The organism is Acetatifactor aquisgranensis, from assembly GCF_943193215.1.
Classification (GTDB): Bacteria; Bacillota; Clostridia; order Lachnospirales; family Lachnospiraceae; genus Acetatifactor; species Acetatifactor aquisgranensis.
In genome coordinates this window covers 223,288-250,249 of sequence record NZ_CALPDH010000003.1, presented here as the reverse complement: position 1 = coordinate 250,249, position 26,962 = coordinate 223,288, and the positions used below count along the sequence as shown (strand labels likewise).

Genomic DNA, 26,962 nt, shown 5'->3' with positions numbered 1-26,962 from the left:
CATGTGCCGTGACTATCGTAATCTTATAGCATCCATTTGCACCATCCGCTGTCAGGATCTGCCCATCGGCTGACTTGACAGGGTATCCGGCAGTGTTGGTGATGGGGGTGGATATATCATACCAGGAGTTGCTTTTTATTCCCGTGTTTAATGGATGCCCACATATTTTCCGGTAGCTGCATCAGTGTGGCCAGGCCGGAAAATCTGCGCATACCAAAAGCTCCGGCTTATAACCGGAGTCAAATCATCTTATGAAACATCAACCTTTAAGCTGCATATTTGCGGTACGCCGTCTTGACGTTGGCCTGGCTGATGTAACAGTAAATCTGTGTAGTCTTCAGATCAGCATGGCCAAGGATGGCAGCCACGTCCTGTATGTTCATCCCCCGATCCAGGAGGTTCGTTGCCAACGTCCGGCGGTATCTGTGAGGATGCGCGTTCTCCACTCCGGCTCGCATACCAAGTTTTTTGACGATGGACTCTATCCCATTCTTTCCCAGTCGCTTACCCCTCCCCGCGAACAGAGCTTCACAGGCATCCGTCCGGGTATTGAGATACTCCTGCAGGTGCATAGCAGCCACCTCTGTCAGATATACTTTCCTCTCCTTATTTCCTTTTCCCAGCACAACACATTCCATTCTCTCAAAATCCACGTCTGATATATCCAGCCTGGCCACTTCCGACACACGGCATCCAGTAGCGTAAAGAAAATCCACCAGCGCCAGGTTCCTGACATTCCCACAAGCCTTGCGTATCTTCTCCATCTCCGCCGCAGAATAAGGCTTTTTGACCACTTTCTTGCTCTTTATCTGTGCCAGGGCAGCACATGGGTTCCAGCTGATCAGCCCCTCCGCCGCCAGCCAGCTGAAGAAGCTGGAGTAGCAGCGCCGCATCCCATCCAGGCTCCTGTTGCTGACCTTGCCGGTCTGCCGCCTGACCGACAGATAAAAGCGTATGTCATATGTAGTAATCTCTGCCAAAGGCTTGCCCAGATAATTAAGCAATGCCCGGTTGATCTCCGCGTACCGCCGCAGAGTAGAGTCCGCTGTCCCCTCCACCCTCTTTGTGGCCAGGAACTTTTTGAGCAGCCCCTCTGCACTGTCATCCCTTACAGCCACTTCTGTACAGCGCTCCTGTACCTCATATTTATTGAGCTGCATGATGAGCGTGTCCTGCACAATGTTCACTGTATCCTCATCCACCCGCCCTTGCAGGGCCTCTGTCACCCTTTGCACAATATCTGACCTGATGTCCATATGCATCACCTCCATGGCAATCATACCAAAAATTCTTGCAAAGGTCTCTTCTATATGCTATGATAAGCAAAGAGGGAAGCCATGACAGCGGCTCTACCCACAAATTGCTAAGCTTTTCCGCTAAAAGCGGTCAGCCGTCACTATTGCAGTAGTGGCGGCTATTTTCTGCCCTGAAAGATTGCATAGCACAAACTTATCAGGGCAACGATGAAGATACAGAATTGGAATAAATCCGAATATGTAACATTCATCGGCATCGCCCTCCTTTCTTTCGTCTGGAGGGTCGCCCCTCCGTAAGGAGGGTAAAGCCGCCATGGCTCCATGGTTTCCCACGTCCACATCATACCATATTCCAAAACCCATTGCAATGCCCTTTCCAGCCACCGTTCCTGAACTAAACACGGGAATGGTAAAGAAAATTTTTACATATACCCGTGTCGATAACCCATATGTTGTAAGCTTTGGGCTCAGCATATGTAAAATTTTCGGAATATATTTTATAGAGGTACAGTTTTCTCTTAATGCGGCTTTTCCTCGCTGGTCAAGTGCGATAGTTGCTCAAATCAATGACTGGGATGGGGGAATCGGTGGTATTGTCGTCTCCTCTTTAAGTGGCAACGCCGGCACGTTTATGCTGTCGGTCAACCAAAACGGAGAAATCACAGTGTCTACTCATGGCGAAGTAAGCAGCATCGCCTGGTATTACGGCTGTGGGGTGTTTTTCTAAGCTTTAGTTTGACTTAAAAATACTATAGTACCGCATAAATGGGCAAATTTTCCAGCTTGCCATTCATCTGGAATCACAACTTCAATGTTGCCTCTTCCATAGACATTAATATTACACATGGCGAAAATGGATCCCGATTGCCCTTCGATTAACATTGCCTCCCGGCTCATAAATGCAATCGACTCAACGTTAGTATTTCCAACTGTGATACGCCCAGGATTCCATTGTTTCCACTCGGATATAAAATTAATGATTATTACACTGCCAATTCTTTTTCCGGTGATAACTGATAAATAATCAGTATTTGGTGTAACCGATATTGTCTTCACCTGTAAACCCGTGTTTAGTGCATTAATCGCCCCTGTTACAGTCCCATCCCCAATCCCAGAAAGGCTAGTGCTCCCCAATAATTTCCAAAGATACCGCACATTCTTAATAGACAGAGAAAACTTCCGCATCAGGCTGCTATGCTTTTCCCCCGATGCTGCCAGCCCGATATCAGCCCATCCTGTAGGATTTGCCTCATCACCACTGGTAAAAGTCGTAGTGTTATTTGCAGAGTCCCCAGTAGTCTCCATCTTATCATTCCACGCCGTCCTCTCATTTGGCATTATGTGCTTCGTAGTATCCTTTACATGGCTGTCAAATTCCGCTACAGATGCCTTTTTCCCTATGGCTGCATCCAGCGCGTCCATGATAGTCTTATGCGCTGCAATTGCGTCAGCCACCTCTTTCAGGGTATCCAACGATGTAGGTGCTCCGTTTATCAAATCCGCAATCTTCTGCTGTGTATAGGCCGTCATCTGCTGATATAGGGCATCCAGCGCCGCCTGCTGCGCTATGGACACCGGCTTATCCATGTCGGATGTGGGGTCAAGGCCTAATTGCTTTGCTGTAATCTTATGCGGATTATTCGTGTCTTGGACGTGGCCGTCCAAGTCTTCTGCTGCCTGCTCCTTTGCCGCATCTATAGCCTCCTCCAGGCGCCCTACAGTCTTTTCATAGTCATCATATCCCACATATAGTATGCTGGGATTGGATACCGTTATCTGCGCTACATCATCTATATATAGCGATAGCCGTATCCTCTTCTGCGTGGATTCTACCCCAGTAGTGTAGACCATATGCTGCGCGTCATCACCACAGTTGTCATATACATAAAGCTTATCTCCAGTATCTGTAGCAACAACGACTCCAACTTCGCGGAAATAATAATCATAGTCCACCTTAGGAAAATCCGCTGTCAAAGTACACTTCCCATCCACCACGTCGATTTTCAAGTTGGTTATCTCATACAGCTGATGCACCAATCCTTTCAGAATGCTGAAGTTTCCCGGAGCATTTCCATCACCCACAGCAATTGACTTGATATTCATTCTGTTCGATAGCTGCGATTGGTTCAGGGCGTTTCGCCCATCAACTGTCAATGTAAGTCCTGTCCATGCCATATATCTCACCTACCTTTGCATTATCTCAATGATGTCCGCTTCGCACATGATGTTGCCAAAAAATATCTTTCCGGATATCGAATTATAAAAGACCGTGTCCATAGTAATATGCGCCGGCACTTTCTCCTTAATCAATTCACACATGCTATTGCTACTCATTTGCGTGAAATCCTCATCCACAATTATGCTGATATGCAGGATGCTCCCCTCCAGCGTCACGCCTTCACAGTCACATCCTCTAAACTGGTTCACTATTTCAACTATCTTGTCCGCAGAAAGCTTCCCAGAGCCTATCAATAAAGCACTGATATAGGCTTTCCTTTCATCGCTTGGTTTGTCCACATCACTTGCAATACCCAGAAACGCCTCATATCTGGTAAGCGCTTCATCATCCATATATTTCAAGAACTGAAACGCCACCATATCTTCCATATCCTGGGCCATAAGATCGATAATCCAGCCGGCCAGCCGAAACACCGCATCCATTTCTTTTATGCTCCTGTAATAGCGCGGACTGTAGGAGGCAATTTCTTCATACCCGCTCCGCTGCTGGTTATTAAATACAAGCATACGCATCCTCCTTATCTCTTCAAAACCGCCGCTTCGTTCATTGTCAATTCACCAAGTATGGGGACATTATCCTCACTGATACTCACATTTTCATCCTGACCATTCAGCGTAAGATTTGCCAAATCCTTAATCCCTGCCGTATTAGCCAGAATACCAATCACCTTCATATACTGTGCCACCATCGCCTCTTCATCTGGAGTATCCAGGGCAATGTCTTTCATATAGCGAATCAACTCCTGACGAACTGCTTCTTTCGTACTCTCCAGCGAATATCCAGATGCAATGACCACATCGAAAGAGATATTGACCGTTTCCTGCCCTGCTGCCACTGCATAGAACTTGCATCCAAGAAGCACTTTCCCCATCCCTAACCCTTCAGAACCGGGATCCATTTCCTCCTGAATCTGCCCAATCAGCGAATCCGGGGGTGCCGTTCCCTCCGAACTGATGATAAGTGCTTTTACCGTACATGGCCCATATGCCAGCGGCGCAATGATTGCCCTACCAACCCCATCATACGCTTCACAGCTGGTCTTGTACTGCTGCTTATTCCAGTTTTCAGCAGGCTCCGAAAGAGCTTCTTTCCACCGCTGCCGCAGGTCTTCATCGCTTTCTGCGTCTGTGCCAGCCGCATACATATCTCCAAGCATGGCAGATTTAAGCCCCATAGTATTGCGTACCGGAATCAGCCGTTCCCCTTTGAGCAGATAGTTTGTTTTCGTTCCAGTAAGTTCAGACTGCAAACAAAAATCTTCCCCCTCCTGCACCACCACAAAATAATAACCACCGGCCATGAACCTGTCTCCCACCAGATCTGCTGGTGCCACGCCGTCAAATACCGGCACATAATAAGATGATGTGGCCGCCTTGCGGTAAACCTGCTTCTGCGCCGCCCATTCATCCAGCACATCACCCGTGCATGTATCCGCAAACAGCAAATCAAACACGGACCGGAGATCCTCATAGAACTTTGCGGCTCTAAGGCAATGGCCGGCTGCCGCATCCATGTAGACGCTCCCTTCTCTGGTATCAACCCCCAGTGCATCTCCCATCTCTCTTGCCTGTTCCATAAAATAATCTTCAGTGTACTGCTCGAACACTCAGACCACCTCCTTTATTGCTGTTTCCCCATATATCGTATCGACATCAAAGGTAATGATGCAGCTGTCCTGCATGGGATAGGTGTCCCCGAACTCAATCCCAACATTGTATACCCTGAGCACTCTTGGATCATGGATCAGCGTATCTGTTACCAGGAAGGATATCTCTGTTTCTATATACTCCCTCGTGACGTTTTTGTCCAACAATGCATCTATGATTTCGCTCCCATACTGATTAGAGTAAATCAGGCAGCGGAACCGCGGTGTGAGTATCGCCTTTTTGATATATTGGTTCATGGCCTCCTGCCCATCGACAAAACCTATGATTCTTCCATTATCCCAATCGATTCTATAGGTCCGGGAGGTCTTTTCCTGCTCGTTTTCGATTGTTTCAAATGGAATAGGAATCTCCAGCGCCGTATGAATCACCCCCTTCTGTCCAGGACATAGTATTTTTTCCCTTGGTTATAAGAAAGCAGATATACTATCTCTCCTGCTTTCAGCCCCGTATGCAGAATCAGCTTCCCCCCTGTAAGCTGGAAGCTTTCAAGCTCATGCCCATGCTTTCCACTCTTCTTGATTGCAGGATGTTCATGCTCCCCCTTTTCGTCCTCAGCCCCTGTCGGCGCATATAGAACCCCGCCATCCACCATAACATCTGCCTCTATCTCCCGGTCTGTCAGATGTTCTGGGACAATCAGGGAATTGGCGGAAAGCGTCATCTTGTCATCGTTGGTGAGGGTTATTTCCAGCGGAGAGGCATTCGTCACTGTCCCCTCGACCACCCCCGGGCCATCCGGCATAAGACTCTGTATCAGCTGCTTTAAGCTTGTCTGGTCTTCCATGGCTCCTCCTATCCGGCAGAATCGATGTCATCTGCAAAATTCAGCTTCAAAGTCATTTTGTGCGAATTCCTCGTGAACGTATGGACATCCTCGTCAATATAAAATGTCCTTTTAATCCCCAAATGGGAGATTATCACATACACACAGCCTCCAGACACGGCCTCCGATATCCCAATGCCAGATACCTTCAGGGATTTTGTCGGCATGCCCTTTTCGGAAAATACCGACTGGACCAGTTCTTTCATCTGTGCATCGTTATAGCTGTCATCCACAGATTTGACCTCCATGAACACCCCTATCTTTCCCTCTAAGGCGGTATTCACTTCCTCATAGACAACCGCATCCTCTTTTGATAAAAGCCGCACTCTCGTCTTTATTCCCACGATACTTTTTGTATAGTTATAGTCTGTAATGTTGGCGCCAACTTCCAGCACCCACTGCAGGGCGGATTCAGCCCTCCGCTTCAAATGGATATTTCCTTTCTCTGAAGAAATATAATAACGGATGCCCGTCGCTTTATAGGTACTGCTCAGGGCATCCAGTAAAACATCATAATATGTGGTTTTTGCTTTCGGCAGCTCCGGAATAACATACACAGTATCCACGGCTCCGCCTCCCGTCATCCCAATCCGAGCCATGCAGTCATTGAAGATTTCCGTTGCCGTTTTATTGGTATAGCAAAAAGAATCCTTATTATTCGCCAGATAGTACATATTATCATAGGCGGTGATTACAAGTTTTTTCTTATTGCTCTGCGTGTGGGACACGATGATTCCCCGGAACAATTCAGATCCGTCCTCATACATAACACACTGGTCCCCATCCTCGCAGTCTACAGATACCCGTTTATGGCTGTCCCCATCATCATCCATCAGCGTGATTTTAACATTCCTTGGTGCGGCTCCTTTCCTGCCTCCCCAGGTAATTGTTTCAAAGCATTCTGAAACATCATATCCCACAGTTCCTTTGATAATAATAAACTGGATCATAAGCACCTCCCTCCTACGCAGCCGGAATGGTCAGGACCTGCCCCGGATAAATGAGATTCGGATTCCCACCAATCACCGATTTATTGGCATTATAAATAATCGTATATTTAGCTCCACTTCCATAAAATTTCTTGGAAATATTCCACAGGCAGTCCCCTTTTACCACTGTATATGTCTGACCTCCTGACGAAGAATTGTCAGTTCTGGATACAGGTGCTGAGATTGTGGCCTTTTTCGTGGAAATCTCCACCTTAATCTGCCGTATGGTTACTTCTCTATATTCCTTTAAGGTAATGGAATAGTGAATCGTTTCCAGATCTCCGCCCTGCTCCTCCGTATCAAATTTTTCTATCGTGACATACATAGATACATTCATGCCACCAGTAATAGTAAACCTTACCGGTTTTCCGCTGTTTTTCAATTCCAGAATCGTATTGACTGCAGAAAGGGGATCCGGAATATGCTTATAATCACACCCACTGAAATAGTGCTTTGGAAAGAAACTGGAAAACTTAATGCTGGCCGCTTCGCTGTCCTGAATCACTGTCACTTCTCCAACACCGCATACCCTCATTTTGTCATTGTTGCTCCCATAGGCTATTTCAACTTTTTCTGGAAGGACGGGGAGGCGGAATTTAGTGTACTGCTGTGCAAGATACATCTGACAACTAGAACTCATACGACATTTCCCCCTCCTCCATAATTTCCTGTCGAAGAATATCCATCAGGACACCCCTCATATTCTCAACAAGTACGTTTACGATATCCTCTTTGTTGGCACCGCCACTGACTTTCATTTCCCCGGCACCCTCAATTCTAAGAGTAATGGTCTTATCACCAGAATCATCTCCGCTCCCTGTTTCCTCTGGCGGGGAAACGTAAAAGTCTCTGTTTTCATTACCCCGCGCCAAAATATTCGATGTTTCAGCAGCGGTATAAACCACCTCGCCGCCGCCAAAGTTAACAAGCTCAGGTCCTTCCTCGCCCACAATGGCAAGGCCTGGTTCCGCATCAAGCGTTCCCGTGGCATATCCATGGTATCCGCCACTGCCCAAAGTGTTATTGGCAAAATTCAGTGAATCAATGGCTGTCTGCGCCCTCGCCACCCCGTCCTGAATCTCGCTCACATAGGCATCCATCGTGGCTTTCGCATTGGCCGCAGCTTCAGCAGACAAATCCATCTTTTCAACCATACTGTCCATCTCTGTCTGCATTTTTTCCAGCGTTTCAGAGAATTCCGTTTCCAGTTCTGCCACACTTGTGGCCGTTTCACTTTGGGCTGTCTGCAGATCGGTGTACTGCTGGACCACCGCAGACAGATCCGCATCGTTCATACTCTCCATGCCGGCCAGCATTGCGGCGGATTCCTCGCTTCCATCTGCCAGGCTTGCCAGCATATCGCTCAATCCCTCAATGTCACTCGCCCTCTCGGTAAGGCTGGCCATATTCTCATTGTAGGAATTCCAGTAATCAATCTGCGATTGAAGGGCGTCCTGAATGCTCTGAGAGGACATAGCAGCTACATCCTCCACCTCATCCCATAGGCTATACTGCCCCTGGATGCTCTGCAGCGCCGCCTCATAGGCAGCATCATATTCTTCGCAAAGGGATTGTAATGCCTCGGAATACTGGCTCAAAGCGTTCTGCGCCTCTGCGTATCCGTCAGATGTGTTTTCGACAGCCTCCTTCTCCTGTTCGAGTTTTTCAGCCATCTCGGTAGCAGAAGCACTGGCCAGGGCAAGCTCTGCCATCATTTCCTCTATTTCATCCTCGGAATATCCCATCTGCGCATAGCAACCTTCTATACTTTCTGTCAGGGTATCAAAACCTTCTTTTGCTCCGTTTGTTGCCTCCTTTGCCTGATCCCATACATGGTAAGCATCTTTCACTGAACCACTCCAGTTCATTTCAGCGCCATCGGCCCAGCCGGTCCATGCTAAAATCGGATGTTCCTCAGCCCAGTCCTCCTCCAGTGCCCGTTCATACTCTGCTTTTGCCGCCACCTGGCTTTTCATAGCTTCATCATACTTGGTCTGAGCCTCCTGATATTGTTCGAGATAGCCAATCAGTTTATCCATATTAGCCTGCGCCCGTTCCTGCTCTGCTGATTCCGAAACTACAGCCCACAAATCCTCCACGGACATATTCAGTTTCCCATTAGTTTCATCAAGCGTCAGGTTCAGTCCCTCATAGGAACCATTCAGTCGGTCCACGATGTTCTGCATGATTTCCAGCTGGCCGCCCGACAGATCCGTACTCTCCGACATGGCCACCAGCTGCGCAATCAGTGATTTGGAATCCGATTCACTCTGGTCTATCGAATCCACGGTTTCATCATAGGTATTCGCTATTTCATCCAGCGTGGTCTTGAGCTGCTCATTATATGCAATCAAGTCCCCTATGGTTTGTTTATTATTCTCGAACGCTTCAGACAGTTCATCAATCTGGTTTTTCAGCTGATATGCCTCCACCGTATCAGCCGCTCCGGCCTCCGCAAGCGCATCATACTGCTCTTGCAAATTTTCTAGTTCGTCAGCCATCTCCTGGGAAGATGCTGTCAGGGAAGCCTGTGCTTTTTCCGCTTCATCCTCGGCATTTGCCATGTATATAACGGCAGCGGTTACGGCAGCTATCGCAGCCACAACAAGCATAATAGGACCGAGCGCGACTGTCATGGTAGTCCCGAGGGCCGCTCTTGCCACCGCTGCAATCTTCGTAACAGCGATATATGCAGTTATCGCCAGCGTAACGGCTCCCACACCAACAACAATGCCGGTCAGGACAGCAGTAATTGCCGGATGTTCATTGATCAGCTTTGTAAATCCGTCTGTAACATCCGCAATCCCATTCTGAAATTGGCTTATTACCGGATTCAGGTCATCCCCGATGGCAATAGACAGATTATTGAAGCTGTTCTCCATCCTCTCCGTGCTGAAAGCAGTGGTATTCGTCATTGCCTCGTATGCTGCCTGGGTAGTCCCGGCAGAATTCGCCAGCTTCTCCAGGTTGGAATTAAAAGTATCCAGCCCCTGGTTGATAATAGCATTTGCCGCCTTTCCAGCCTCGGCGCTGCCCCAAAGGTTCATCATTGCCTCACCGTCCCGCCCGGCGCTCTCATACACAATATCAAGCACATCTGCCAAACTATACCCTGCATTCATCAGCTGCCCAAAAGACATACCAGTTTCTTCCGTGATGATAGTAGCCACATTGGAGCCGGCGCTGCCCAGCTCATTAAACATGCTGGATATATAGGTTGTGGATTCCTCCACACTGATACCGGCTTTCGTCAGGCTGATATATCCTGATTCCAAATTGTAAAGATCCACCGAGTAAGCCGATGCGGTACTGATTGCCTTTCCCATACTGCTTGCCATTTGATCTATTGTCAGGACACCCAGGTTTTGGGATGTAACCAGACTGTCGGAAATATTAGTAACTTCGGAGGCCTCCAGCCCGTATGCGTTCAACGTGGTTGTCAGCACGGATAAAGCCGATGAAGAGGATGTAAAGCCGGCAGTTGCCAGCTTTGAAGCCTCCCCCACGGTTGCCACTGCGGCTTCCGTTGCTACACCTGCGGATATGGCATTATAGGACGCATCTGCCAATTCATTCACATTCCTCGCCGTATCCATGGAAAGATCTGATATTTGCGCAGATAACTCACCGGCAGACAATACTGTTGTGTCAGCAACCGTGGATACCATGGCCACATTCGTTTCAAACTCTGCCGCCGCCTGGGAGCAGCCCATAAAAGCGTTGCCGATTGCTGTTAATGCCGCAACAATCCCGACAGTAGCCAATAGTTTATCCAGCCCTTCTACTGCACTTTGCGAACGTTCCCCAAAATCTTCTGCATCATCCCCTGCGTCCTCGGCTTCATCCCCAAAGTCTTCCAGGTCATCCGCTGCATCGTCCAAGGCATCCCCCAAATGGTTTAATGCTTCCTCCGACATATAGCCCATTTCCACAAGTTCCTCTATAGAATAGATGGCCTGCATTGCTTCCCGGTCATAATTGCCTATCCTGTCGGTCCAGTAATCTGTAGCAGATGCTGCCCGCTCCATGGCATCCGCAGCGCCGGCAGCTCCTTCCGAAATCACATCATAGGAAGAATCGGCGGCAGCTCCAATCCGGTCAAAGGAATCCAGCGCCCTGGTACCGGCACTGACCATAGCATCAAACCTTGAACTGATTTCATCAACAGCCCTGAAAATTACAGATAATCCAGCCATATCTACCGCCTCCTTTCCATTCTGCGATATAGTGAATCTCTACGGCAGGGGGATTCATCCTCAATTATTTCAGATGCAATAAAAAAGCACTTCGTTTTCTGTGGCATGGCATCAAATTCCTCCGGGCGGAGATTATGCCTTTGCCACAGCCGATGTGCCCAGTAACCGTCCGTCCCCCTGCTCTTTATCAGTTTTTTGCGTCCTCTACCTCCTGCTCGTTGCTCTCTGCCGCATCCGTCAGTCCCAGAACCTCCAGGACCTTTCTGGTTACATACCCAAGCTCGTCATTATCCGGGAAGACCTTCAGCGGCATATCGGTAATGTCAACACAGTCATAATACTTCATAAGTTCCGGATCCTTCAAATCCGGATAGACCAGCGCCTCCACGATGATGTGGCGGGTTGCTTTCACGCTGTCTTTCTCGGTCTTGAACACCACCTCGCCATTCTGTACGATATAATTCCCTTTTTTATCTTTCATGGGGGTACGGGACTTATACATGTCGTTGATCTTGGCGATGGTGTCATTATGCAGCTTTTTGACCTCCATCTGCACGACCTTGCCATTTTCATCCACAAATCGGGCCGGCGCCGGGACCTGAAAGATCTGCTCCTGTCTGGATTCTTCTCTCATAAAATACTTCAAGTTCTTGTTTGCCATAGTGCATCCTCCTGATTTATTGCTACGGGCCTCTATCTTGACCTGTAGCATGATTTAAAGCCTATCGACGGGTTAACCACTGTTTTGCAAAAAAGCAGGCAGGAAAAGGCACATACAAAGCCTCCCCTGCCTTTTTTACTTACACCACATTCCGCGCTCCGAAAGCAATGGATTCCTTAACCAACTCTCCATCGGTATCGATATCCAATAACGGAATCTCGCCAGTGATCACGGCGCCGGTTACGGTTACAGATTCGCTTCCTACCGTTTCATAGTAGTCCGAATCCGGATCCGTGCGGATTCCCTGGAACGTAAACTCCGGCGTCTTCCCGTTGGAAATGTATTCCTTTACAATCCGTTCATACCGGGCAGTGGTCTTGTATTCATCCAGCGTGCCGGTTATGTCGTAGCCTACCCAGCGCCGGTGTGTTCCCTTCTTCCCGACAATACGGTAATTCGCCACCTTTGGTACGAAGCGGATTGTCATTTTTACAGAATCCATTACCTCTATGCCATTGATATATGCCTTGCCTTCCACGGCGCTAAGCGGCTTGATATTTTCTGACATATCTTATTACACCTCCTTCTATCGTGTGGAAACAGAAAAATACAGTTTCTCGGCGGAATCTACCGCATGCAGGCCGACATTGAAAAAAGTTTCATCCCCCTGGCTGCGGCTCTGGTCCACATAAAAATCTTCCTCCAGATTGATATTCATGATCGAGCCGTCCCCTCCATCGGATACCGGGCCATAGGAATTAAGCAGCTCCCGGCCCAACCCCTCCATAATGAGCCACCCATCCGGATCATTATTGAATTTGTTCGGCGGGAAGTTCAGGCGCAGATCCTCCGCAAAGGAATCATACACACGGATAACACGGTTTTTCGCATAATCGGAAGTCCGATCCGTGGTAAAGTTGTGAAGAGAATTGATATCATATTCGACAACAATTTTATCTTCGTCAGAACGGGAAAAGAAGAACTCTCCATTTTTGATCGCCTCGATTGCCTCCTCGTTGGACTTCACGCCAACAATGTCAATCGCCCCTGTGTACTCCACATAAGTGTTGGACTGTGTCTTGGAGGCTCCCGCCGTTGCTCCTGCCACCCATGCACACGCCTGGGCAACCGTGAGCTGCTTGCCGCTTTCTGTCCCGTCATCCAGGATCACAGAATTTGTCACATTGATAATGCCCTCGAAATCGGCTTTGCAGTTCGGAAGAACCGCCTGCACATATTTGCCGACACTATTACGCAGCATTTTGATTTTGGCGATACACACTGTCTGCAAAGTAGTTTCCGTGATCGGGAAGCACATGGTATTCCACCGGATTTTTTCCACCTTATCCAGGAAACTGGTAACGGCAGAGTTCTCCGTTGTCCCATTGTCTCCACCCGCCAGCCGCAAAGATGCGATTGCTTTCAAATCGGTTTCTCCGGTAGTCGCCTTAAAAGTAACATACTTACCCACGGATGCCGCAACCAAATCCCCAAAGGTTTTCACTCCCTCATAAATCTCCACCTTCTCCGTGCCCATATAAACAGTTACATCAAACCCTCCCAGCACATTCTCTGTGGATACAACGGAAATATCATTCCCTCTGGCACCAGGATATGCCGCTGTTACCGTCAAGCCGTCCTCTGTGGTTGCTTTCGCTGCGATACCGGTATTGACAATATAGACATAACAGGTAACCGCATTCTTAAAGATCTCGCGCACCATCAGCATAAAATCGTTTGCATCATAAACGCTTCTGCCAAGCTTATGCAGGTACGCATCCGGGGAATCCACCGACAGCTTGATAAACTCCCCATTCGGCCCCCAGTCATATCCAACAAAGGGGATTACCGCAATGCCACGGGTAGAACCCTTTGCTTTCTGCTGCCTTTTGGACTTTACATTGACGTAGGTTCCCGGTCTGGTTTTTCCCACGTTGATGTCAAAATTTCCACCAGCCATTATTTTTTTACCTCCTTCTTTAACCATTCATCGATAATAATCCGCATCTCTGCGATGGAATATGATCCATTTTCCCTACCGACAGTTGCCCCGATGAAGGTGCTGGATGTTACACGAAACAGTTTCATACAGCTTTCTTTCAGCACTTCATACGGGAATTTTCTTTGATCAGAAACTTTTTCAGACTCTTCTACTGCCTGATTCGCCGCAGTTTCATCGGCGATTTTCCCTTTAGGCATGTCAATCCTCCTTCCCTATTGGTAACCCATTCATAAATATATCTCTGGCAAGAGTAACTTCCTTCGCATTATACCGAGTGTGGCGGTTCCATGATAATTCCAGCTGATACACGCCATTCTCAATTTTTTTGAGTTTCGGCATATTTACACGGAAATTCTTGCCGGTCAGTTTTCCAGCTTCATCCACCAGCGGCACTTTCCTTCGGTTTCCCATAATCGCCTGCAATACCTTTTCACCCATTTCATAAGCTGCCATTGTAGAATGATCCATAAATTTGATATACATGGCAAACTCGGTCATAAAAGCGTTTACTGAAAACCCTGATGCCGCCGGGGCCGGAGTAGGATAGAACACGCAGGGGAGTAGCATATCCAACGGCACTTCCTCAAAATATGGCTGCGCCGTGATGATACCGGCCACAAAATAGTAAATGGCCGCAACCTCATATTCCAGCATATCCTCACCTCACAAACTATACAAAATCCGAAAAATATTGCTCTAACCATTGCTGCATCTTCCGCTCCATGAACTGCGGGGCCATCCTCTCCATGAGCCTTATGGCATCATCAAAGTAATGGCTGCCCTCTATCCATTTCTGCTTTAACAGCATACCGGTTTTGGCTCCAGGTTGATATATAAACCTCTCTCCCTGCCACTCCCCGGGCACCCACCGCATATCAACACCTTTCGGATTCAGCCAGTGCCCGTCATTCACAAAAGACGCATACTCCACATTGGTGCCTACTTCTATCTGCAGACCGCCTTCTTGGGCGATAAAAACGCTTCCCTCGCCGTTTTTCTGAAAGCTATTCAAAAGCAGCCGAGTATCTACCGAACCGGCCTGTATGATGAAATCCTGCACATAAGAAAGGAACTCCACCGCAATAGCATCCAAAAATCGGGAGAGTTCCTTTTCAAATTCTTTGCCACGCCCAGCCTGATTCAACCTTTCTACAAACCGCCTCAGTTCTGTGGCATCTATTCTCACATACTTTCCTGCCACTACATCGCCCCCTTGACCTTCCCTTTCCGCTGGATCTGCACAATTATATGATGATCCCGGATATTCCTCGGAATTTCCGCATAATAGGAAATCCCGCTGCCCAAATCGATAATTTTATCATTTACCCGGACGTCTGTCCCATACGGCAGATTCAGCTTTCCAACCACGATATATTCGTTGGCATCCTCTGTCTGCTCCATAGTACCTGTGTCAGATACATTAAAATGGCATGGCACATCAGTCACATCCGGTTCCACAGGATAGGAAAACGCCTCCCCGGCTATCCCGTATCCAAGATTCTTCCCATCTTTTTTCATATGGTAAATAGCGCACTTGTGATCCAGCAAATTTTCAAACGACATCCGGCACCTCCTACAGCTTCCGCAGTTTCATAACCACTTTACCATGATCTTCCGGCAGAACATATTCCTCCAGCATTGCGCCAAGCCCCAGGCTGTCTGCAATATCCGCTCCCACATCAACGGTATATGAATAATCGTCAAATGTCTCTGAACTCAGTGCTCCCTCTCTCTGCACTATCGCCTGCTTCGCATAGGCCTCTGCAAGAAGGATGACTGCCATCGTCACATCCGATGGCAGCCCGCTCTCATATTCCTTTGAATCAAAATTGTTGTGTGTATGGAAAATTACATATTTTTCTGCTCTGGCTATATCATAAGCGAGCTGGGTGTCAGTTCTGGCCTCGACCTTTGGAGATGACGTGTAATCCCGAATCTGTTGGGGTTCTATCCAAGGTCTTTTCATGCTCCCTCCTATTCTTCGGAAGCCAGCCGCGCAAAAGCATTTATGTCCATTTCACTCTGAATCCGCTGGATCCGCTCTTCATTGTTCTTGCAGTCCGAAACATCGATACCCTGAGCCTCTGCAAATGCAATCAGCTCATCTTTCTTCATCGAAGTTATATTGGCGGATTTACCCTCCGGAGCCACAGATTCGGGATCCATGGGCGCCGCATCTACGATCTCAAATCTGCCGGTTTTCATAAGCCTTTCAGCGACATCATCCTCGACATCCACAATTTTTCCTTTCGTGCATGAAATGCCTTTGGCGACATAGGAAAGCCCTGTCTTCAAACATACTTTTTTCATAGTGCTACCTCCCTTATGAAAGTTCCGTAAGAAGTGCTGGAAGGTTTGTAATCATTGCCGTGGCCTCGATTTCCTCAATGATCGCATCGAAGTCGAAGTGGATCACATAAAATTTCTTATCCTTCCGGATTGCCTCTACAGAGGATTCATCTTTCCGAATCTTCATTGCGTAGGTGTTAACCTGGACAAAATTCTTCGGATTGGAAAGAATGACCGTATTATCCGGCATCATCGGAACGCCCATAGAAGGAATGCCAACAGGGCTTTTATACAAGCTCTCAGGAACGGCGCCTCCGGCATCAATAATCTTGTTGAGCAGAAACAGTTCCCACTGCTGTGCCCTGGTCGGACTCATCATCCAGCGAAGCGTTCCGTCATTGAACCTGGTGGGCATGGAGGCCACTGCCTTATAGAACATTTCGAGATCCATTTCTGTGGCTCCAGAGACATCAATGATGTGTCCATTGCCGAGAGCCTTAATGATGCCGTCATTCTGACCAAGAAATACCTTGTCTGTAGCATCCCCGATCCGCTCAACCTCTGATGCGTTCCATGCCCCAGCAGCGTGATTTACCCGAAAGCGGTATAAGCCACCGGCCTCTGTTACGCAGTCCCCCGCCTTATAAGCCGCACTGGCGGAAAAGGCTTCTGCCTCAGCTGCGTTTTCCTCTCCATTGAGCAGAAGATCTTCCGAATCAACACCGACCTGCTTTGTCATGAGATTGGTCACGACATCGTCCATGTTTTCGCCCTCGATATTCTGCCGCAGAGTTTCGTTGGTAATGTCCCAGTCAAGCCTTGTCGCTTCGCAGGCATATTTGACTACTCCGAATGTGGGGCTTGCGGTCACGCCGTCAAATGTATTCTCAACCTTCGGGCGGAGCAGTCTGTGACCGATACCGATCTTGTCAATCTCGCCTGACTTTTCCGTCCGTGTCACATGCCGGATAGCCTGCTGGAAAGGCGTGGCCTCAAAGGTCTGCACCAAAAACTTCTTAGCCTGATACGGGGTAAGCAGGCCGTGTGAGACCGAATCAGTTGTTATTGTGTTCTTAATAATCTGTGCATTAGTAGGCATAGTGTTCTCTCCTCCTTTTCTCTTTAAACAATGCCATGCAGGAAATGCTCTTCCTGCTTTTCAACAGCCCCCGCCGCATCATTGAGATTGCCGGGGATCGCCCTGCTCTTCATCACAGGTTCCAGAGCTTTCATCACAGGTTCCAGAGCCTTCTTGACCTCTTCCCCTACCATCTTTGCGACCGTATCTGCCGACATATCTCCGGCGGGCGCTGCACTTTCAGGTGTCGGAGGTTCGCTTCCGCCCTCCCCATCCCCCTTAGTTACCGGGGCGATCGCTTTCAGCTGCTCCACAACGGGATCCATGGCCTTTTTCACTTCTTCAGCCACCACTGCCTTTACTTCATCACTTGTCATGTCAACATCCTCCTTCTGAACATTATTTGTTTCCGTTGGTTCCTCCTGGAAATCTGCCAGGAATGAACCGAGCGTATCATAAATGCCTTTGATAGCACTTAGATTCTTTGCGCTGAGGCTCTTTCCCTGCTTAAGGACGGTCGCGGGGGCTGCCTCTGCTGCCTTTTCCAGGGACTTCACGATGCTTCCGTCCGATGTGAGGAGCTGCGTGACGATATCGTTGAAATCCTCCAATGCCTCCCGGATGGCGCCTTCATCGGAGTTGTAGCCCCACTCCCACATGCCTGTGTCCGGATTATAGAAGTTCCCTTCCAGCGTGCTCCTGAGCGCATACCAGGCGGAATAGAAGTTGTCTTCCTTGACCCTGCGCTGGAAGTTGGTCTTCACGGCCCCTTTCTCCACCACGTCAAATCCCATGGCCTTGGCCAGCCGCCGGAACAGGCCCTTCGGCTCCTCCTGTTTCTCTACCGGCAGCGCCACGTCCTCCTCCGAGTACACGCCCACCCCTCCCATGGAGAAGCCTGTAATCTCCCCTTTCTGGATGGACTCCCAGACACCGGCATCGCTGATTTCCATGGTCATCAACCATGTCCCCTTTTTGATGGCCTCCCCATCAATCTCCATGTCGCACTTCGCCACATAGGACTCCACCACAGCAGCGCCGTCACATTTCTCAAAGCAGTGCTGCAGGTCCACCTGGTTGCCGTTCTTGGCGAACCAATAGGCCGCCTTCGTGATTTCCTCCTCGGTCATGTAGTTCCCCTGGCTGTCCTCCACCATAGGCTCATACACGATTCCCGTCACAAAGTGGCTGTCCGCATCGGCCTTCAGAATCCGGCCAAATGTTGCGAAATTTGCGGCCCCATCCTCCGATTTGGTGATCAGGAACTGCTTCTTGTTCGCAGCCTTGCCCACCAGGGACACAAAGCTGATCTTTGCGTCTGTAATTGCGTATGCTTTCGCAATCCGCGGCATAATCCCTTACCTCCTTCCAAAATGCGCAGCAAAAAGGCACCCTTTCCGGATGCCTCTCTCTGTCCCCTATGCTATTTCAATCCCCGCAGTTCATTCGGCCAGCGCCCCGGCCTTTCTCTCGCTCTCCCTTTTTCTGAACTCCTTCATCCTTGTGGACTCCCTGTCGATTTTCTCTTCCAGCTTTTCAAGGGCTTCCCATACTTCCTCTGTCATGAATTTTCCGTAGATGTCCTCAAAAATCCCCTCAATCTCATCCAGGTCATCTACATCCATTTCATTCAGATAAACAAGGATTTCATCCACATCATCCCCGAACGCTTCCATAAGGGGATTTACAAAGTACTTGTCACTATCGATTTCATATAGCATCCAGCCATCACCTGTCCGAAGTGATTCAACAAGAGCTTCAATCCTATTCGTATCCATCCCATCCATCTCCTTCAATATCCCGCTGCAGTCCATCAGGAAATACTGTACTGATATTGCGCTCGCCATCAGTGAAGACTCCGACCGTCACCCCATCGTATTCCTGGTAAAAATTATACCCTATGACTTCTCCAGCTTCACCATAAAGCTTCTTTGTCTTTGCTGGCCTGTTTGCGGTATACGTTCCTGCCACGGTTATCTTTTCGGAATCCCAGCTTTCAGGGAACCATGACTGCCCTGACTGATCCAGTCGTTTCTCAGGTTCCTTATGGTTTGCCACCCCGCCTATGCGGACACCATTATCATATGTCTTTTCAATACTGTACGCAGTCCCACGACTCGCAAGTTCATCGAGATTTGCCTGTGAATGGCCGCCGCCCTTCATCCTACCACCGTTGTTTCCCCCAGCGGGCTTCTTGGGATTTCTTAGGTTGGTGAAATCCCCCACCGTGGAATGCTTCAAAGCGGAACTGCTTACAGTAAATATACCATCTTCCCGCAGTTTCTGCAATGAGGTCTTCTTGACTTTCGACAGCACTTCATCGCTGTCAATCAATCCGGCATCATAAAGGGCCATCTTGGTCTTCCCCAAGTACTTGACCTGTTCCTCCCGCGTCTTCCCCTTGAAGTTCTCAAGGGTGGAATAAGGGGTGATTCCGGCCTTCGCCTTATTCTGCTCATCCATCTCCTTCTTCCATGCGGCATCGTCCTCCTCTATGTATTTCTGCTGCAGCCGCCTGCGCTCTTCCAGGCTCATGCCTATGGCATCATCGGCGGCTACCCCTCTGTGGATGCAATGGCAGTTCACGCTCTCGCCTGGTGGAAGACAGCGGTCTCTTGGATACTCAGGATAATATGTCTTGCCATCCTTCCCTTTCAGTACGAATGGCTGATTCTTTGGGACAATCTGGCCATCCATGTCCACATGGTTGGGACGCGGCTTGTTCTTATGCGCCCCAGTGTGCCTCCACTCCTTCCGGTCGGTGGACGGGCTCTGCTGAACCGCCTCTTCCCTGGCCACCGAATGGGCCCGGAGCACTTCGGTAACGGCCACCCTCCTGGCCTTATAATATTCGTTACGCCAGCCCCCATCCATAATCTTCCGCGTCAGCTCCTGCATGCTCTCACCTTCGTCTATGGTCCTCTTGATGACGTCAGTAATTTCCTTATGGGTGCTGATGCGCATCAGCCTCCCAAGCTCCGCGCTCCAGGATGCAAACCAGCTTTCTGTCCTCTTCCGTATGGCATCGACCACCAGCTCCCCATCGGTCTCCTTTATGTAGACCGTGGCCAGTTTGGGAACCTCAGACTCGAGCATCACCATGGCAACCTCCTCGATGCGTTCGGCGATGTCGTCATCCTCCAACATCCCAGCGACATTCTCTTGCGCTTTCTCCCAGTCGCCCTCTGGTGCGTCCTCCAGCGCTGCCACGAATTCTTCTGTCTGGTTCTGGAGCGCTTCCGCCACATCCTCCTGAAGGGAATTGATTGCCTCGACAGTCTCCTCCGCCTCAGCAAAGCCCTCGTCTGCCAGCGTATCCGCCATGTCCTCATCCGCCTTGGCAAGGTACCTGTCTATCGCTCCCAGGATGCCGTCTGCATTGGATATGACGGCTTCCGCAATCATCTTATAATATAACGGCTGTTCCAGCATGTCACCCACCTGCCTTTTCCCGGTACCCATTCAGCGCCTTCCGTATCTCCAGCATGACCGGCACGATGTCCTCATCAAATGAAGCCGCCTTCTGAATCTGGCCGTCAAGCTGCTCCATCTCTTCATCCGAGACTCCTCTGGCTGCTTTCTGAGGCCCGCTATCTTGGCCTGTAGGCGCGTTTTTCTGCGATGGCGGTTCGACCATTGTCCCGAACCCAGAATTTGCCTGCTGCCCCTGTGAGAGCGTCCTCGAACATGCTAGCGGGATGTCGCCCCAGCCTCCATCATAGTCCTCACAGCCGTCCTTCCCAAGCACTTTATACGTGAGCTCCTTCGCCGTGTTGGGCGTCAGGCCTCCGGCCCGCTCCGTGATGTTCAGCATCTTCTGGATGTCGTCAGGGTTGGTGATGTCCGGTTCATCGAACCGCACCTCCACATAATGGAAGCCGTAGCCATTCAGCAGCTTCTGGTTCACCGCCCAGGCCAGAGACGCCCTCTCCGGCTGGAACACCTGCTTCTCGGTGACCTCCATGGCCGTCTGCGCCGTCGCCCGGTTGAAGTCCGTGGTATATCCCACATACAAATCCGGGAGCAGGAATGCGGACTGGGTCTTCTTCCTGCCGTTCTCCTGATACTCCTGGAACAGCTCGTCCTTCTGTAGGATTGTGGCAAGGTCTTTGATTTCCACCTCCGGCTTCTCTTGACTCGTGAATGCCGCCGTCGTCTCCAGCGTATCCGTCTCCAGAACAAGAAAGGAATGCTGGCCGCTCTCCCCCTCGATGCCCGCCATGTACTCCTTCAGCTTGGAGAACGCCGAATCCGACAACGTGCCGCCTTTGACCAGAATCATGAGAGGCGTGTGCCGCCCATGCCGGAAATAGCTGTTGTTCAGCACCTCTGCCCGCCGGTTCCCGTCCACGGTCAGCACCTGGCCTATCCAGCGGACCTCGCCGTAAGGCATGCTTCCAATCCGGAACTCGATGATCTCGTTGGCCTGGTCATCTATCCCTATGGCTTCGTCCGACTCGCCCATGTACTTCCCGTCCCGCTTGTCCATGATGCGGGGATCCCCGAACTCCTTGAAATACACCGTCTTGCCGCCTACGTTCTGCCGGAACTTACGGAACTTCTTCTTCCGGGGGATCACCTCCCCTTTATAGAAATACTGGATGTCCACATAAGGCTGGAGCGGATAGGTCATGTCGATGGAGGGCGTATCAACGATGAACTGCAGCTCCGCCACCTCCTGCATCTGGTTCCTGATGACCTCGCAGTAGGCTATCCCATAGGTCTCCCTGTCACGGATGACGTTCTCGAACACTTCCTTGGTCTGCATGTCCATATTGAGCAGGGCGATGATTTTCTGTAGCGCGTCCCACTCCGCTTTCATCTCCGCCGTCTCCGCATCGTAGTCTTCCATATACCTCACGGAGATGCCGAAGCCCGCAATATTGCTCTTATAGGCTCTGATGCACTGTGGGAGGATGGTGGAATTGTCCACCAAAGCTTTCAAGCCCCGCATGTCCACCGGATGGGGTATCCAGTCGGAAGCGGATGTCTGCATGGATGGATCCATCTGCTCTCCCTTATCTGACTTCGCCACTCTCTGTTCATAGAATACGGTCGTCGCGTCCATGCAGGACGATTTCACTATCTTTACATCTATCTTCGCCGTAGGCTTCTTCCCTTCGCCCATCAGCCCTTGCCTCCTTTCTTTTTATAGCTCATTGGCAGGCACACCAGCAGAATACAGTCCCCTTCGTCAGGGGAGGACAGCCCCCTGTCCTTCATCTCCTGCTTGCTCTCCACCTTCTGCTTGCCATTGCTGCAGAACTCGAATTTCCGACATGACAATTGGCCGATAAGGTCTCCGTCATCCGGCAGTATGACCTCCGGAGCATGGGGCCGCCCATAGTCGTCATAAGGCGCAATCAAGTCCCTTACCACCCCCATCATGTAGGTGGTCGAATCCGCATAATGGCGATGCTTGATTGGCACCCCGAAATTTACGGCCAGGATGGCCATGTCCCCGAACGCCGCTGGGTCGGACCGCTTCCAGTTCCTCAACTGGTCAACGACACCGCCGCCGACGCCTCCGTCATCCACCTTGATGCCAATCTGCCCCTGGAACCGGAACCGCTGCTTCAATTCCTTATAAAGCTTTGCTATCATGCTGGCCGTCCAGGTCGTGGCCTTGCCATTGTACTTCTTATAGAACCGGACGACCTCGTTCACCCGGTATCCGATGCAGGTCTTGTCATCGCCATAGCGGGCCACATCGCAGCCTATCTCTATCCGCTCCACGCCGCTCACATCCACCGGCTGGAGGTTTCCTGCGCTGTCCCGGAACATCCCGAACGCCTTGGCTGTAGCATCCGACATCTCCGTCCTGGTGCTCTGCTCCAGGAACGCGATTGGGATGAACACATCGTCCTCCTGCTCCGGGAACTCGCCGTATACGCGGACGCGGACCACATTGCTGTTCTCCCCATACTTCCGCTTCATGGCCGCTATGTTCTCTTTATTGGTGCGCCCGCTGGTCTCCGCGTTCACGGTATGGCACCGGTACAGCGCATGGTCCACCGTATGGCTCTCATAGAAGGTGCCGCTGGTCTTCGTAGGATTGCCCATCAGCAGGAGCTTGTTGTTGGCTCCGGCCAGCGTGCCGGTGATTGCCTCCATGATCGGATCCGCCACGCCGGATGCCTCGTCTACGATGAAGAGCATGTTGTCCTCGTGGAACCCCTGCATGTTCTCCGGCTTCGTCGCCGTCCTAGCCACCGCGAACCAGCGCTTCTCATATCCAATCATGTAGACATATGTCTTCGTCCATTTGAGCAGCATGGGGAGCAGCGGGGAGTTGTTCATCCACTTGTCCACCTCCGACCACAGCACGTCGTGGAGCTGCTGCTTTGTGGGAGCCGTGGCGACGATGCGCGGATATGGGAAGCAGACCAGGAACCAAAGAAGCAGTGCCGCTTCCTCACCGGTTTTCCCGACACCTTGCCCTGATTTGACTGACACTCTCGGATAATCCCTCAAATCATAGGCCACCTCGATCTGCCAATCATCCGGTTCAAACAGCAATACCTCGCGCATAAATAAAACCGGATTGCCTCGCCACAGCGGGATGCTTTCATCAAGGAATTCTTCAAGCCATTTTTCATTTTTCATCCCGCTGCCTCCTTGCCTCTAAAACTTTTTGGGCCCAGGTCTTCACAATATCATTGCCGGCCTCTTCATTCTCCAGCTTTTGGCTCTCCGTCCTGAGTCTCGACAACGCCTCTATAGCCTTCGTCTTTGCCCTCTGCACTTTGGTTAATTCAGCCTCCAGGGCCATTATGCTGTTCATGACAGCTTCCGTATGGGTAACACTGGTTTCTGTTACCTTCTTATATTTTCCGGCACCAACACTCTCCCCGTCAAAATCTGTCACATCCTCCACCTTTTTGGTCTTGGATGCCGCTTTTACGGATAGCCCATGGTTCTCCGCTTCCAGCTCTCGGTAGTGCTTGATCCTCTGCATCAGACGGCGTTCCCGTATGGAGAACATTTGCAGCTGCATAAGCAGGTGTTCTTCCTCGGAATCCCCCATACTTTCAATCATGCCCAGTTCTTCATCGTCCAGGGTATCCCAGTATACCTTGGAATAGGATCCATGTGTTTCTGCATTTTTATTTCTTTTAGGGGTAGATGGGGCGTGGCCAGCAGCATTCTTATTCCCTCTCGGCGCTCCTTTTGGTTTCCGAGCGTTCGGTTTCTTTTTATCCGAGCGTTCGGTTTCTTTTTTTTACTCTGTTTGCTTTTATTTTCATCCCATCTTTGGGTAGATTTCCACCTGCGGACAGTGCTGTCCGGTACGCCGATTTTCTTCGCAATATCAACCAGTTTCATCCCATCCTGGTATAGCTTTTCTGCTTCAATACTGCTTGGGCTTCTTGCTCTTGCCATTCATCACCACCTCGCTATTTGTTTTGTTTTCATAAAAACAGAGGGAGGCAATGCACTCCCTCGTTGTTGCGTCATACGGATACCAATTGATTTAACATTAAATCTTCGTTATAAACTCCGCTTTCGAGAACCCCTGATCCGTCTTGATCATCATTTTCAGAAAGTCTTCTTTGGAAAACTCTGAAAGCCGGAAAATTTCCTCCGGCCTCATTCCCAGCTGCTTTCCAATCTCTTCCACGGATTTCCCCTCTGCCATCAACTCCTTAACAATTGCTTTCATGGGCCCCAGCAGATGCGTACCTCTCGCCCGGTTATGGGTAACAGTTCCATAGATATTCCCTGCCTTATCCTTATGATCCACAATTACCACCGGCACTTTCCCGTCCAGCATGGAAACCAGAGGCTCTTCCCCGGCAACCGTCCATCTGTGGAATCCGTCAATAATCGTAAAATCCGGTCTTACCACAATCGGCAGGGTCCAGCCATTGGCAAGTATAGATTGCTTCAGCAGTTCCAGGTTCTGTTTTGATACTTTGTTTGGGTTGTAGTCATTCGGTTTCACATTCCCCCTGTCTACCCATCGGAGCGTTGACAGAGGACCAGCAATCTTATTATCCATTCGGCAGCCCCTCCTTTTTCTTAGCTTCTGTAATGTATTTCCCGTAAATCCTCTGGTATAGCGCCCGGAACGAACGTAGCTTCGGATCGCCCGATATAAGCCCTTCGTAAATTGCCTTGCAATCCTTATTGTCCGCAATAGCAGAGACGCTCATAAAAAAGTTGCGGTACCGATTTGCCACATATCGCTTGTGCTCCGTCCGGAAATTGCCATCCATATCAGAGAACAGCTCCAAAAGTGCCGCTTTGTAATCCTTTTCAGCACTTCCCTTTTCATTCTGCTTTCTGGCTGTGGTATTTCTCCCGAACATCTCACTGTCCCAATAGAGGGCAGCGAGATAAGCGTTTGGTTCCCTACGGATGATCCGCTCCATCAGATCCGGATAATACTCATTCATTTTCACAAGGCTCTTGGCCGTGTCGATGGAGAAAAACTGCGATACCCTCAGCTGGCCCTTCTTTGTCCCGGACTGCCACAAAAACAGGTATATCTCCGGAATATCCACTTTTTCCCGCAGTAGATAGAGCCATACATCATTGTTGGTCCAGTCATAGATTGGGAATACCTGGTGCTTATTCGTCATGGACTTTCCGGCTCTCAACATTACTGCGATATTTTGCAGGCGCTGTACGGATTCCGCCGTACGGATTCCGGTTATGGTAATCCCCGCTGTGCATAGTCGCGGCAGGAAATCCTGATACGCATCTATGCGGGGCCGCAAGAGCGGATGATCCCGGATTGCGAATGATGGGGGCTGCCTTACCCATACATCCTTTTTATATCTGTCCCAGCAGATAAAGGTTTCATCGTTGGACAGTTCATTAAAGCAGTTGTAGTGTTTCACCTCAAGGCAGAACCACTCAAACTTTGCTCCAACTAACATAAATTTTTTTCGCCATTCCCGTACCTTTTCCTCCATGCACGGGAAAATAGCTTCTTCATCAATGAATTGCACAATGAGCTGCGCCGGGTTGATTTCGCCCATCTGTATCAGGTTCATCACCAGCTGCGACATACAAAGGCTGTCTTTCCCACCGCTGAAAGACATATAAACCGGGAGACCATTTCGGAAAACATTCCGAATCCTGATTTTTGCAGCTTCCACCACATCGATGCTGGCCGGGCATCTTTTTATAGCCATATCTTTTCTCCACATTTCGGGCAGATAACAAATTTTCTTATCTCGGTGGGATCTTCATTGTCTGCCGTTGGCTCCTGCTGCACTACTGCGGCCGGAGCCTGTTCTGCCTGCTGCTCTCCCTGGCTGGCCTGCATCTGCTGGTCCCTTTTCTCTGCCGCTTCCTTAATGCTCCGGATCTCATCTTCATCAAGGGTTCCATATTCAGAAAGCTTGCTTGTAATATCCTCAGCCTCTGATACCATCTGTTTCAGTATTTCTTCATCAAATCCGGGAATATCCAGATCGCCCTGCAGGTCCTCCAAAAAGCTGTTCAACGTCTCCAGGTTCTCAATCCCCAGGCTGAAAATCTTATTGTCGGCGATCATCAGCTTCTTTTTCTGATTTTCAGTGAGTTTGTCATACCGGTACACGTCTGCTGTGTCCTTCCCCATCGCAACGAGGGTATCATACAGGCCGTTCCCTGCCAGAATGATATTCTTTTCATCCACGACAATCGGCCTGATCTGCCCGAACATTTCCACGCTCCGGCGAAATTCTTTGATCTGCTGCTCTGTATGGATCCTGACATTCTTCTCAGGCTTTACCAGATCAGCCAATTTCATTTTTACCACTTTCATGT

Annotated in this window: 31 protein-coding genes; 1 reads left to right on the top strand and 30 read right to left on the bottom strand. The window is 49.8% G+C overall.

The window, feature by feature from the left end; genetic code table 11:
* Positions 1 to 266 precede the first annotated feature (266 nt).
* Positions 267 to 1,256, bottom strand: a complete 990-nt coding sequence (gene xerA / locus NFS35_RS04205; RefSeq protein WP_251205896.1) for a site-specific tyrosine recombinase/integron integrase — start codon at positions 1,254 to 1,256, stop codon at positions 267 to 269.
* A 158-nt stretch (positions 1,257 to 1,414) separates the two neighbouring features.
* Positions 1,415 to 1,507 carry a putative holin-like toxin gene (locus NFS35_RS29595; RefSeq protein WP_300773042.1) on the bottom strand — a complete coding sequence of 31 codons (93 nt, stop codon included), beginning with the start codon at positions 1,505 to 1,507 and terminating at the stop codon, positions 1,415 to 1,417.
* Positions 1,508 to 1,569: 62 nt separating this feature from the next.
* Between NFS35_RS29595 and NFS35_RS04200 the strand changes: the two genes are divergently transcribed.
* Positions 1,570 to 1,983: a hypothetical protein gene (locus NFS35_RS04200; RefSeq protein ID WP_251205895.1), complete on the top strand. Its 414-nt coding sequence runs from the start codon at positions 1,570 to 1,572 to the stop codon at positions 1,981 to 1,983.
* Here NFS35_RS04200 and NFS35_RS04195 read toward each other — a convergent pair.
* The 28 genes from NFS35_RS04195 to NFS35_RS04060 form a co-directional block, all read right to left on the bottom strand.
* Positions 1,980 to 3,431, bottom strand: a complete 1,452-nt coding sequence (locus tag NFS35_RS04195; RefSeq protein ID WP_251205894.1) for a hypothetical protein — start codon at positions 3,429 to 3,431, stop codon at positions 1,980 to 1,982. The genes NFS35_RS04200 and NFS35_RS04195 overlap by 4 nt on opposite strands.
* A gap of 9 nt (positions 3,432 to 3,440) precedes the next feature.
* Positions 3,441 to 4,001, bottom strand: a complete 561-nt coding sequence (locus NFS35_RS04190; protein WP_251205893.1) for a putative phage tail protein — start codon at positions 3,999 to 4,001, stop codon at positions 3,441 to 3,443.
* An 11-nt stretch (positions 4,002 to 4,012) separates the two neighbouring features.
* On the bottom strand, positions 4,013 to 5,101 hold the full coding sequence (locus NFS35_RS04185) for a baseplate J/gp47 family protein (protein WP_251205892.1): 1,089 nt from the start codon (positions 5,099 to 5,101) through the stop codon (positions 4,013 to 4,015).
* A complete protein-coding gene (locus NFS35_RS04180) occupies positions 5,102 to 5,530 on the bottom strand; it encodes a DUF2634 domain-containing protein (RefSeq protein WP_251205891.1) in 429 nt (142 codons plus the stop codon). It abuts the gene before it with no gap.
* The gene (locus tag NFS35_RS04175) at positions 5,527 to 5,946 is read right to left on the bottom strand and encodes a DUF2577 family protein (protein WP_251205890.1); all 420 of its coding nucleotides are present in this window, start codon (positions 5,944 to 5,946) and stop codon (positions 5,527 to 5,529) included. Before NFS35_RS04175 ends, NFS35_RS04180 begins: the two co-directional genes overlap by 4 nt.
* A gap of 8 nt (positions 5,947 to 5,954) precedes the next feature.
* Complete coding sequence (locus NFS35_RS04170; protein WP_251205889.1) at positions 5,955 to 6,935, bottom strand: XkdQ/YqbQ family protein; 981 nt, start codon at positions 6,933 to 6,935, stop codon at positions 5,955 to 5,957.
* Positions 6,936 to 6,948: 13 nt separating this feature from the next.
* Positions 6,949 to 7,614, bottom strand: coding sequence for a LysM peptidoglycan-binding domain-containing protein (locus NFS35_RS04165; protein ID WP_103241042.1), 666 nt, complete (start codon positions 7,612 to 7,614; stop codon positions 6,949 to 6,951).
* Entirely contained in the window at positions 7,604 to 11,170 is a 3,567-nt protein-coding gene (locus tag NFS35_RS04160) for a phage tail tape measure protein (protein WP_251205888.1), read from the bottom strand. The genes NFS35_RS04165 and NFS35_RS04160 overlap by 11 nt, the downstream gene beginning before the upstream one ends.
* A 187-nt stretch (positions 11,171 to 11,357) precedes the next feature.
* Entirely contained in the window at positions 11,358 to 11,831 is a 474-nt protein-coding gene (locus tag NFS35_RS04155) for a phage tail assembly chaperone (protein ID WP_251205887.1), read from the bottom strand.
* Between the two features lie 139 nt (positions 11,832 to 11,970).
* Complete coding sequence (locus NFS35_RS04150) at positions 11,971 to 12,399, bottom strand: phage tail tube protein (protein WP_103241045.1); 429 nt, start codon at positions 12,397 to 12,399, stop codon at positions 11,971 to 11,973.
* An 18-nt stretch (positions 12,400 to 12,417) separates the two neighbouring features.
* Positions 12,418 to 13,791, bottom strand: coding sequence for a phage tail sheath subtilisin-like domain-containing protein (locus NFS35_RS04145; RefSeq protein ID WP_251205886.1), 1,374 nt, complete (start codon positions 13,789 to 13,791; stop codon positions 12,418 to 12,420).
* A complete protein-coding gene (locus NFS35_RS04140; RefSeq protein ID WP_251205885.1) occupies positions 13,791 to 14,030 on the bottom strand; it encodes a hypothetical protein in 240 nt (79 codons plus the stop codon). Before NFS35_RS04140 ends, NFS35_RS04145 begins: the two co-directional genes overlap by 1 nt.
* A gap of 1 nt (position 14,031) precedes the next feature.
* On the bottom strand, positions 14,032 to 14,487 hold the full coding sequence (locus NFS35_RS04135) for a hypothetical protein (RefSeq protein ID WP_251205884.1): 456 nt from the start codon (positions 14,485 to 14,487) through the stop codon (positions 14,032 to 14,034).
* A gap of 16 nt (positions 14,488 to 14,503) precedes the next feature.
* Positions 14,504 to 15,034 (bottom strand): HK97 gp10 family phage protein, encoded by a 531-nt coding sequence (locus NFS35_RS04130; RefSeq protein ID WP_251205883.1) that lies wholly within the window; start codon positions 15,032 to 15,034, stop codon positions 14,504 to 14,506.
* Positions 15,034 to 15,396 (bottom strand): DUF3599 family protein, encoded by a 363-nt coding sequence (locus NFS35_RS04125; RefSeq protein WP_251205882.1) that lies wholly within the window; start codon positions 15,394 to 15,396, stop codon positions 15,034 to 15,036. Before NFS35_RS04125 ends, NFS35_RS04130 begins: the two co-directional genes overlap by 1 nt.
* Before the next feature lie 10 nt (positions 15,397 to 15,406).
* Complete coding sequence (locus NFS35_RS04120; RefSeq protein ID WP_251205881.1) at positions 15,407 to 15,799, bottom strand: DUF3199 family protein; 393 nt, start codon at positions 15,797 to 15,799, stop codon at positions 15,407 to 15,409.
* Between the two features lie 8 nt (positions 15,800 to 15,807).
* Positions 15,808 to 16,143: a hypothetical protein gene (locus NFS35_RS04115; RefSeq protein WP_251205880.1), complete on the bottom strand. Its 336-nt coding sequence runs from the start codon at positions 16,141 to 16,143 to the stop codon at positions 15,808 to 15,810.
* Positions 16,144 to 16,156: 13 nt separating this feature from the next.
* Positions 16,157 to 17,221: a hypothetical protein gene (locus NFS35_RS04110; protein WP_251205879.1), complete on the bottom strand. Its 1,065-nt coding sequence runs from the start codon at positions 17,219 to 17,221 to the stop codon at positions 16,157 to 16,159.
* Positions 17,222 to 17,244: 23 nt separating this feature from the next.
* Positions 17,245 to 18,552: an XkdF-like putative serine protease domain-containing protein gene (locus tag NFS35_RS04105; RefSeq protein WP_251205878.1), complete on the bottom strand. Its 1,308-nt coding sequence runs from the start codon at positions 18,550 to 18,552 to the stop codon at positions 17,245 to 17,247.
* Positions 18,553 to 18,642: 90 nt separating this feature from the next.
* Positions 18,643 to 18,978, bottom strand: coding sequence for a hypothetical protein (locus tag NFS35_RS04100; protein ID WP_251205877.1), 336 nt, complete (start codon positions 18,976 to 18,978; stop codon positions 18,643 to 18,645).
* Entirely contained in the window at positions 18,965 to 20,662 is a 1,698-nt protein-coding gene (locus NFS35_RS04095; protein WP_251205876.1) for an EndoU domain-containing protein, read from the bottom strand. The genes NFS35_RS04100 and NFS35_RS04095 overlap by 14 nt, the downstream gene beginning before the upstream one ends.
* Positions 20,634 to 22,328, bottom strand: a complete 1,695-nt coding sequence (locus NFS35_RS04090; RefSeq protein ID WP_251205875.1) for a phage portal protein — start codon at positions 22,326 to 22,328, stop codon at positions 20,634 to 20,636. The genes NFS35_RS04095 and NFS35_RS04090 overlap by 29 nt, the downstream gene beginning before the upstream one ends.
* Positions 22,328 to 23,806, bottom strand: coding sequence for a terminase B (locus NFS35_RS04085; protein WP_251205874.1), 1,479 nt, complete (start codon positions 23,804 to 23,806; stop codon positions 22,328 to 22,330). Before NFS35_RS04085 ends, NFS35_RS04090 begins: the two co-directional genes overlap by 1 nt.
* The gene (locus NFS35_RS04080; protein WP_251205873.1) at positions 23,796 to 24,239 is read right to left on the bottom strand and encodes a hypothetical protein; all 444 of its coding nucleotides are present in this window, start codon (positions 24,237 to 24,239) and stop codon (positions 23,796 to 23,798) included. Before NFS35_RS04080 ends, NFS35_RS04085 begins: the two co-directional genes overlap by 11 nt.
* Positions 24,236 to 24,583 (bottom strand): phage terminase small subunit-related protein, encoded by a 348-nt coding sequence (locus tag NFS35_RS04075; protein ID WP_251205872.1) that lies wholly within the window; start codon positions 24,581 to 24,583, stop codon positions 24,236 to 24,238. Before NFS35_RS04075 ends, NFS35_RS04080 begins: the two co-directional genes overlap by 4 nt.
* A 97-nt stretch (positions 24,584 to 24,680) precedes the next feature.
* Positions 24,681 to 25,202 carry a ParB N-terminal domain-containing protein gene (locus NFS35_RS04070; RefSeq protein ID WP_251205871.1) on the bottom strand — a complete coding sequence of 174 codons (522 nt, stop codon included), beginning with the start codon at positions 25,200 to 25,202 and terminating at the stop codon, positions 24,681 to 24,683.
* Complete coding sequence (locus NFS35_RS04065; RefSeq protein WP_251205870.1) at positions 25,195 to 26,343, bottom strand: phosphoadenosine phosphosulfate reductase domain-containing protein; 1,149 nt, start codon at positions 26,341 to 26,343, stop codon at positions 25,195 to 25,197. Before NFS35_RS04065 ends, NFS35_RS04070 begins: the two co-directional genes overlap by 8 nt.
* Complete coding sequence (locus tag NFS35_RS04060) at positions 26,334 to 26,960, bottom strand: ParB/Srx family N-terminal domain-containing protein (RefSeq protein WP_251205869.1); 627 nt, start codon at positions 26,958 to 26,960, stop codon at positions 26,334 to 26,336. Before NFS35_RS04060 ends, NFS35_RS04065 begins: the two co-directional genes overlap by 10 nt.
* Between the last annotated feature and the right edge of the window lie 2 nt (positions 26,961 to 26,962).

Excerpts from the sequence above, each read along its gene's own strand:
- NFS35_RS04115 (WP_251205880.1), bottom strand. The coding sequence starts at position 16,143 with ATGAAAAAAGTATGTTTGAAGACAGGGCTTTCCTATGTCGCCAAAGGC.
- NFS35_RS04155 (WP_251205887.1), bottom strand. The coding sequence starts at position 11,831 with ATGGCAAACAAGAACTTGAAGTATTTTATGAGAGAAGAATCCAGACAG.
- NFS35_RS04170 (WP_251205889.1), bottom strand. The coding sequence starts at position 6,935 with ATGATCCAGTTTATTATTATCAAAGGAACTGTGGGATATGATGTTTCA.
- NFS35_RS04090 (WP_251205875.1), bottom strand. The coding sequence starts at position 22,328 with ATGGGCGAAGGGAAGAAGCCTACGGCGAAGATAGATGTAAAGATAGTG.
- NFS35_RS04200 (WP_251205895.1), top strand. The coding sequence starts at position 1,570 with ATGGCTCCATGGTTTCCCACGTCCACATCATACCATATTCCAAAACCC.
- NFS35_RS04070 (WP_251205871.1), bottom strand. The coding sequence starts at position 25,202 with ATGGATAATAAGATTGCTGGTCCTCTGTCAACGCTCCGATGGGTAGAC.
- NFS35_RS04160 (WP_251205888.1), bottom strand. The coding sequence starts at position 11,170 with ATGGCTGGATTATCTGTAATTTTCAGGGCTGTTGATGAAATCAGTTCA.
- xerA (WP_251205896.1), bottom strand. The coding sequence starts at position 1,256 with ATGGACATCAGGTCAGATATTGTGCAAAGGGTGACAGAGGCCCTGCAA.
- NFS35_RS04080 (WP_251205873.1), bottom strand. The coding sequence starts at position 24,239 with ATGATTGAAAGTATGGGGGATTCCGAGGAAGAACACCTGCTTATGCAG.
- NFS35_RS04195 (WP_251205894.1), bottom strand. The coding sequence starts at position 3,431 with ATGGCATGGACAGGACTTACATTGACAGTTGATGGGCGAAACGCCCTG.
- NFS35_RS04165 (WP_103241042.1), bottom strand. The coding sequence starts at position 7,614 with ATGAGTTCTAGTTGTCAGATGTATCTTGCACAGCAGTACACTAAATTC.
- NFS35_RS04145 (WP_251205886.1), bottom strand. The coding sequence starts at position 13,791 with ATGGCTGGTGGAAATTTTGACATCAACGTGGGAAAAACCAGACCGGGA.
- NFS35_RS04125 (WP_251205882.1), bottom strand. The coding sequence starts at position 15,396 with ATGTCGTTTGAAAATTTGCTGGATCACAAGTGCGCTATTTACCATATG.
- NFS35_RS04105 (WP_251205878.1), bottom strand. The coding sequence starts at position 18,552 with ATGCCGCGGATTGCGAAAGCATACGCAATTACAGACGCAAAGATCAGC.
- NFS35_RS04075 (WP_251205872.1), bottom strand. The coding sequence starts at position 24,583 with ATGGCAAGAGCAAGAAGCCCAAGCAGTATTGAAGCAGAAAAGCTATAC.
- NFS35_RS04190 (WP_251205893.1), bottom strand. The coding sequence starts at position 4,001 with ATGCTTGTATTTAATAACCAGCAGCGGAGCGGGTATGAAGAAATTGCC.
- NFS35_RS04175 (WP_251205890.1), bottom strand. The coding sequence starts at position 5,946 with ATGGAAGACCAGACAAGCTTAAAGCAGCTGATACAGAGTCTTATGCCG.
- NFS35_RS04150 (WP_103241045.1), bottom strand. The coding sequence starts at position 12,399 with ATGTCAGAAAATATCAAGCCGCTTAGCGCCGTGGAAGGCAAGGCATAT.
- NFS35_RS04120 (WP_251205881.1), bottom strand. The coding sequence starts at position 15,799 with ATGAAAAGACCTTGGATAGAACCCCAACAGATTCGGGATTACACGTCA.
- NFS35_RS04065 (WP_251205870.1), bottom strand. The coding sequence starts at position 26,343 with ATGGCTATAAAAAGATGCCCGGCCAGCATCGATGTGGTGGAAGCTGCA.
- NFS35_RS04140 (WP_251205885.1), bottom strand. The coding sequence starts at position 14,030 with ATGCCTAAAGGGAAAATCGCCGATGAAACTGCGGCGAATCAGGCAGTA.
- NFS35_RS04095 (WP_251205876.1), bottom strand. The coding sequence starts at position 20,662 with ATGGGTACCGGGAAAAGGCAGGTGGGTGACATGCTGGAACAGCCGTTA.
- NFS35_RS29595 (WP_300773042.1), bottom strand. The coding sequence starts at position 1,507 with ATGAATGTTACATATTCGGATTTATTCCAATTCTGTATCTTCATCGTT.
- NFS35_RS04135 (WP_251205884.1), bottom strand. The coding sequence starts at position 14,487 with ATGCTGGAATATGAGGTTGCGGCCATTTACTATTTTGTGGCCGGTATC.
- NFS35_RS04100 (WP_251205877.1), bottom strand. The coding sequence starts at position 18,978 with ATGGATACGAATAGGATTGAAGCTCTTGTTGAATCACTTCGGACAGGT.
- NFS35_RS04110 (WP_251205879.1), bottom strand. The coding sequence starts at position 17,221 with ATGCCTACTAATGCACAGATTATTAAGAACACAATAACAACTGATTCG.
- NFS35_RS04060 (WP_251205869.1), bottom strand. The coding sequence starts at position 26,960 with ATGAAAGTGGTAAAAATGAAATTGGCTGATCTGGTAAAGCCTGAGAAG.
- NFS35_RS04085 (WP_251205874.1), bottom strand. The coding sequence starts at position 23,806 with ATGAAAAATGAAAAATGGCTTGAAGAATTCCTTGATGAAAGCATCCCG.